General features: G+C 54.0%; 3 protein-coding genes. All 3 read left to right on the forward strand.

Annotated features, from left to right (window positions below; translation table 11 throughout):
* The first annotated feature begins 1 nt into the window (after nucleotide 1).
* The 3 genes from DES37_RS09340 to DES37_RS09350 all read left to right on the forward strand — a co-directional run bounded on the left by DES37_RS09340 (nucleotide 2) and on the right by DES37_RS09350 (nucleotide 6729).
* Nucleotides 2-1696 carry an OmpA family protein gene (locus tag DES37_RS09340; protein ID WP_110025634.1) on the forward strand — a complete coding sequence of 565 codons (1695 nt, stop codon included), beginning with the start codon at nucleotides 2-4 and terminating at the stop codon, nucleotides 1694-1696.
* Nucleotides 1697-1875: 179 nt separating this feature from the next.
* On the forward strand, nucleotides 1876-4395 hold the full coding sequence (locus tag DES37_RS09345; protein ID WP_110025757.1) for a type VI secretion system Vgr family protein: 2520 nt from the start codon (nucleotides 1876-1878) through the stop codon (nucleotides 4393-4395).
* Nucleotides 4396-4410: 15 nt separating this feature from the next.
* On the forward strand, nucleotides 4411-6729 hold the full coding sequence (locus DES37_RS09350; protein ID WP_110025635.1) for an ATPase: 2319 nt from the start codon (nucleotides 4411-4413) through the stop codon (nucleotides 6727-6729).
* Nucleotides 6730-6892 lie beyond the last annotated feature (163 nt).

Here is a 6892-nt window from a genome sequence, read left to right on the forward strand (position 1 = left end):
GATGCGTGATCTTTACCCGCGGCTGTTAACCATACTGGGTGCCGCGCTTGTATTGTGGCTTATTCTGGGTTTTTGGCCGCTTTCCGTAGCCAGCAAGGCTGTGCTTAGTCTGTTGGTTGTACTGGTGTGTGGTGTCATGCTCTGGAGCCAGACAGGAAAGCACCGGGCACTGGCAACCAGGGTTAAGGGCACCAGGCCGGAACACTTACCGCCGGAAGACTACCAGGGCGCTGTCATTCTGGTTTGTGGCGATAATACGGCCTTTTTCGCCCCTGATTCCTGGCAGCGTGAAACCTGCCACGGCTGGTATTTGCGTGTAGAGGATGCGCCACAATTACCATTGTTGGTACAACTCCTCAATCAGTACCGCCCTGCACTGGTATCACAACTCTCTATTTTGCTGGCAACGTTTCCAGAGCAGCATGTATGTGAGGGTGATTTCACCCACCACCTGCGCGGGTGGCAGCGTGCTGTGGGGCAGTGCCATTTAACTCTGGGCTGTGCACTTCCATTATGGGGGGTAACCTGGGTGTCGCCGCCAGTGGCTGGAACGGGGGCCGGGCCAGTCTGGTTTTCAGCCCTCAGCCACCATCCGGAAATGCAGGTGCACCAGCCCGGCCAGGTGAACCAGCCGTTATCTCAGTGGGTGAATGATGCGTACGGCCGTTCACGCCTGCCCTGCGTGAGCATGGCACTGTGGCTGGGCAGCCTGCTGGCCTGGCGCGAACGCACCATCCAGCCAGTATTGTCGGTGCCAGCAGGGGGGTTACCCGCACTGGAATTCTGCCAGCAAGGTGTTTGCGTGGCACCAGTGCAAGGTGAGCAGGGTAATTTGTGGCAGCAACACATCGCTTCATACACCGCACTGCCACCGGATGTCACCGCAACGGAAGCTTCATTACCTCTACCGGACTTGTTTTTACCTGAGTTACCACGCGGCCCGGGTATTACGCCGCAGTGGGTTTTCTGGCGTTATGCCGGGTTACTGGGCGGCGCTTTTCTTGCCCTGGCGATGCTGGCATCCTGGGTGAACAACCAGCAGCTTATCCGTAATATTGGGGACCACCTCGCACTATACCAACGCACTAATGGTGAACTGGTTGAGCCCAGGTTACGCACGCAGCAACGCCTACAGGCTGAGGCCGCTCAACTGGGCACCTGGCAACGCCAGGGTGTGCCGCAGCGTTATAGCCTGGGTCTTTACCAGGGCGAGCGCCTGTTACCGCTACTGGAAGCGGCGCTTATCAGCCAGTCTCCACCGCCATTACCTCACCCTGTTGCCACAACCACTCTTCCGGAGCCAGAGACTCTGAACCTGGACAGCCTGTCGCTGTTCGATTCCGGGAAATACAAACTCAAACCTGGCTCCACTTCTGTGTTAGTGAGTGCGCTGGTCGCTATTCGGGAAAGACCAGGCGGGTTGGTCGTTATTGCCGGGCACACAGATAACACTGGCAATCCGGCACATAACCAGTTGCTCTCGCTGAAGCGTGCCGAAGCAGTGCGTGACTGGATGCGCGATACCGGTGGGGTGCCAGAAAGCTGCTTTGCAGTGCAGGGCTATGGTGAAAGCCGCCCTGTAGCACCGAATGGCACACCGGAAGGGCGGGCACGCAACCGCCGGGTTGAAATTACGCTGTTACCCGGGGCTAACGCCTGCCAGGTACCGGGTTCAAACACAAATACGGCCGCATAACGTACTACCCAACAGCTGCCATGTGCGGCACATAAACCGGAAACCACGCCTGATGTGCTTTGGCTCCCAGTGAAGGGAAAAGCAACGGGCGGTAGCGTGCCTGCAGGGGCACCACGTAAATGAAACGTACAGATGCCCGCATCAAGAACAGCTTTACTGATATAAAGGGAGTTAACACCATGAATCTGACAGGGATGCGCAATACGTTCACCCGCAACACCCTGAACCGCTACCGCCTCTCTATTCCTTCCTGCAGCGCCGACATTGATGTGGAAGATTTCCGTGGCGAAGAGGCGATGAGTGCGCTTTACCACTACACCATCAGGTTTACCAGTACCGACAAAAACATTGATGCCCGCCAGCTCCTGACCAAACCCGCAACGCTTACGATGGGCGCAGGCAACCTGCTTTCCCTGGCGGACCGCAAAGTGGTGCACGGGGTTATCACGAATTTCACCCGTACCGGCGGCTCTGCAGATGAAGCGAAGTACAGCATTGTACTGGAGCCCTTTATTGCACTGCTGGCTAACCAGTTCCGTACTCATCGCTTTTTCGTCAATAAATCGGTGCCGGAAGTGGTGGCCGAAGTCCTGCGGGAGCACAACCTGAATGGCTGGGAGTATGAGTTTATCCTCAGCCACGACTACCCAAAACGTGAACAGATTAATCAGTACCAGGAAAATGACCTGGCGTTTATTGAGCGCCTGCTGGCTGAACTGGGGATTTTTTACTTCTTCAGCCTGCACCCGGAAACACAAACCGAAGTGGTGCACTTTGCCGACAGGCAGAGCGCCTGGTCATTCGGGAAAAAACTGCCGTTAAACAGCCCGTCCGGCGCTAACGATAATGGCGCAGATTCGGTATGGGATGTCCAGGTTACGCAGAATGTGGCGGTGCGCTCGGTCACCGCTGGTGACTACAACCACCGTGAAGCACAACGGGTATTGCTCTCTGAGCCCGCCGACATGACCCGGGGCGACGGCGAGGGTGTCACCTGGGGGGATGTCTACCACCACCGGCCACGGCACCAGGCGCGCGGAGATAACATTAACCCGGAGCCTGAAACCGGCCACTTCTGGGCGCGCCTGGAGCACGAACGCTTTTTATCGGACCAGACCCGGGTAACGGGCAGCAGCACCGACCACAGTCTTGGCCCGGCGCAGGTTCTGGTTATCACTGAGGCGGCCATTCCACCCACACTGCCCAGGGAAACAGAAAACGGCGTGGTGATTACCCGCGCAGTTTACACCGCCAGCCGCCAGAATGCCCTGCAGGTGGCGTGGTCGGCCATGCCTTTTTTTGAAAACCGCTGCTGGCGCCCGGCGGCCAGGCCACGCCCGGTTGTCAGTGGCACTCTGATGGCGCGGGTGACCAGCGCCAAACCAGACGACATCTACGCCTGGCAGGATGCCTCAGGCCTGTACCGGGTAAAGTTTGATGCCGACCGCGACGACAAACGCAAAGGTATGGAAAGTATGCCGGTGCGCCTGGCCAAACCTTATGGCGGGCACAAATATGGTTTCCATTTCCCGCTGGTTCAGGGCACCGAAGTGGCGATAGCCTTCCATGAAGGCGACCCGGACCGCCCGTACATCGCCTACGCCCTGCATGACTCCTGCCATATTGACCCGGTTACGGAACTGAACAGCACCCGCAATGTGGTGAGAACTGCTGGGCGGAATAAGCTGCGCATGGAAGACAAGCGCGGGGCAGAGCACGTCAAACTCAGTACTGAATACGGCGGCAAGACCCAGTTGAACCTGGGCCACAATGTGAATGCTGAAAGAAAACCGCGTGGCGAAGGGGCGGAGTTGCGTACCGACCGGCATGTTGCCATCCGCGGTGGTGCCGGGGTGTTTATTACGGCAGATAAGCAGCCGAAAGCCCAGGGCGACATGCTGGATATGAATGCTGCAGTTGCACAATTACAAAATGCATTACAACTGGTCACCGCCCTTGCTCAGAGCGCCGGTACGTCTGGTGCACTGGATGCAGATATTACTGCACAGCAACATCTCGCACAGGTTTTGAATCAGCTAAAAGAAGCGGGATTGCTGCTGTCTGCTCCGGCTGGGGTGGCAGCCGTTACGCCGGAGAGTATTCAGCTTTCCGCAGGGAAAACCCTCACAGCGACAGCCGGTGAAAATGCGGATGTGACCGTATTCAAAAGATTCACTGTCGCCGCAGGTGAGGCAATCAGTTTATTTGCGCACAAGCTGGGGTTGAAGATCTTTGCCGCCCGTGGCCGGGTGGATATCCAGGCGCAGTCAGGTGCCATGCAGCTTCAGTCTGACCAACAGATGTCAATTAACAGCGCCAAAGGCGAAATAGTACTCAACGCTGCACAAGGCATCACGCTGACCAGTACCGGAGGCGCGTATATCAAAATTAAGGATGGCGCGGTTGAAATAGGCGCGCCAGGTAAAATCAGCCTGAACAGCCCCATGCTTGACTGGGGCGGCCCGGCTTCGCTGGAGCGGGCGCTGATGCCTGCCGCAGCGGCAGACCCGCAATATCAGTTTCCTGTGAGTGGTGGGTTTCAGGTGGTGGATCAGGTAACCCGGCAACCGAAAGCCTGGGTTGCTTATCGTATCGAAACTCCGGAGGGGAAAGTGTTGCGCGGCAGAACGGATGAAAATGGCTGTACGCAGCAACATTATGGTATTGACCCCAAAAATATTGAATTATTTTTTGAATAATAAGGTGAACTGGGTATGGATGCTCAAAATAACGCTGACGCTGAATGCCAGCTGAATAAATCTGAGAACAATATTGTTCAGGTGTGCCATGAATCCGGGATGCTTTATTTTCGCCCGGAAACAGAAGAAATTATTGTTGTTCCCGCGCTGGACGCAGGGGAGTTTGAAACCCATTGTCTGGATATGTTAGGCCGTGTTGATGATTATCATCAAGCCAGCCACGCTTATTCAGCCGCAATTGAAAAATATGGCCAGCAAAGGCAGTTACCTGGTGTCAGTACTGAACCACAGGCAGCAGAAGTTATTGCCGCAGAGCTTCTGCTGGAAAACAAGCGTGCAGCCTTGCTGGATAAACTTAAAGATGGTGAAACCAGTAATATGGGGTACCAGGATGTTGTGGAATTACTTCCCTTACTCGACACCCGTAAACGGGGTGGCGGGAAGCAGCTGGGAAAACGTTATGTTTACGCCAGCCAGCGCTATTTCTCTGAACGTTCCGCTGGCCGTTCGCAGAGCGGGGCTAAGAAAAAGTGGCATACCGTTACCCTGAAAAATAAAGATACCGCAACAGGGCAGAGCAGTATTTATTCTGTTGACAGCCAGGGCCGGCGAACAATAGATACGAAAAAAATGAAAGAGCAATTTTCTCAGGGAATATTGCCAAAAATAAAAATCGAACTTAAAGATTATGTGAATCTGGATGATTACAACCTGGATGAAACATTATTTGGCTGGGCAGAAAGCTGGAATGAAAGCCTGGCAGGGTCACATACCTTTGATAACGGTATTGAAGTATCTGGCGCCGCCCAGTTTATGCGTTTTATTTCCAATGTTGGCGCTGCGGCAGAATTTAACCCTGGTGAAGGGCATGTCAGTATTAAAGGCGAAGCGACGGCCTCCCTCTCTGTGGCTTCCGGTATTGGCCGGGCCGTGTTCTATATTCCGGACCGGCTGGGCTGGGATTTGCGCTATATGCCTGGTGAAGAAGAGGACACACCGCTACTGGTGGGCCTGAATATGGGGGTCATCCGCCTTTATATTGAAAAGCAGCTGATTGGTTTTGTGGGGGCGTCCGCACAACTGGCAGCCCAGCTTCAGGTTATGGTTAAAGATGATGAACAACAGATTGTTGCCGGTCTGCCACAGGGCAGGCTGCCGCGTTTCCAGGAGCGTCAGGGCGGCAGGAGCGGGCAATTTTATAAACAAATGAAGCAAGAGGAGGAAGGGGCCTCGGTCTCTGCTGAGCTGTTTGCTGGTGCCCGGGCAGAATATGCGCTTCAGGGGGCAGTTCAGTGGCTGAAACCCACGGCACCGCCTTCATTAACCGCCACCACAGTGGCCAAAACAGTGGGCGAATTTACGGATTTCGCCACCATTGGCGCCAGTATTGCCGGGCTGGCTGGTATCGGTGCCGGGGCGAAATTTCATTGTACTTTCATTAACGGAAAGTTTTGCTTTAAAGTTGCCGCCAGCCTGTGTTGTGGTGTGGGGGCCAAAGGGGCGTTTATTTGCGAGGTGGCAGGTAAAACCCTGGCGGAGTTTGGTGCCTGGCTGGCCTATCAACTCTTTGCTCTGGATTACCGCTTTTTTGAGTTGGTTGCTGAACCGGCATTTGAAACATTTACCCGTATATGTGTTATGCAGATTGCGGATATAACAAAAGATATCTACCAGATGTATAATAAAGTAAAGGTGGGTATAGATTCTGTTTCAGCCATATTTGAAGGTTTTGTTAGAGAAGTGATTGATGAAACTAAAAATAATATTGAGGCTTCAAAAAATCGTAATCAGTTAGCTAAAAATATTATTGGTAATCCGCAGCAGTTATTAACCTTCACGCCAGAAGCTAAAGGTATTTTATTATATCTGTTAACCCGCCACGGCAAGTGGGACCATGTGGATTTGGCTAACCGCGGCCGGTTGTTACTGGATATCTACTCTGAGCGCAAAGAAGCGGTTATTCAGGTGCTGTACAGCATTCAGACCCGCCGTGAGTGGCGCAAAGTTATGTGCCACCGTACCCGGGATGGCTCCTGCCTGGTACAAAATGGAGACGAAGCAGCGGCAGTGGAAATACAGGAGCGCCAGTTGTGTGAATTCTTGCAGGAGGGCTTTAACCGCGACCAGGATATGAAGCGCCATGCAGCAGAGCTGGCGGCGCAGAAGTTAACCACAATCTATAACCGCCTGAAAACCGGGAATGAGCTTTCCTGGGGCTATGCACTGGCAATGAATAATACCCCCTGGTATAACCTGAACCGCATGCCTAACCCCCACTTCCCGCAACGCTGTGTATTTGGCCCCTGTGAATCACCCGGGGCATTAATAGTGTAACTATAAGGATATAGCAATGAATAAATATACTATTGGGCTGCTGGCCCTTTTATTTCTGAGTGCCTGCGATAACCATCCGGCCGCAACTTCTGCTGCCACTGCCGCGCAAAATCAACAATCCAGCCCCGAACTGCAAAATATGCTGCACCAGGTAAAACAGAAC

The organism is Mangrovibacter plantisponsor, from assembly GCF_003182475.1.
Lineage (GTDB): Bacteria > Pseudomonadota > Gammaproteobacteria > Enterobacterales > Enterobacteriaceae > Mangrovibacter > Mangrovibacter plantisponsor.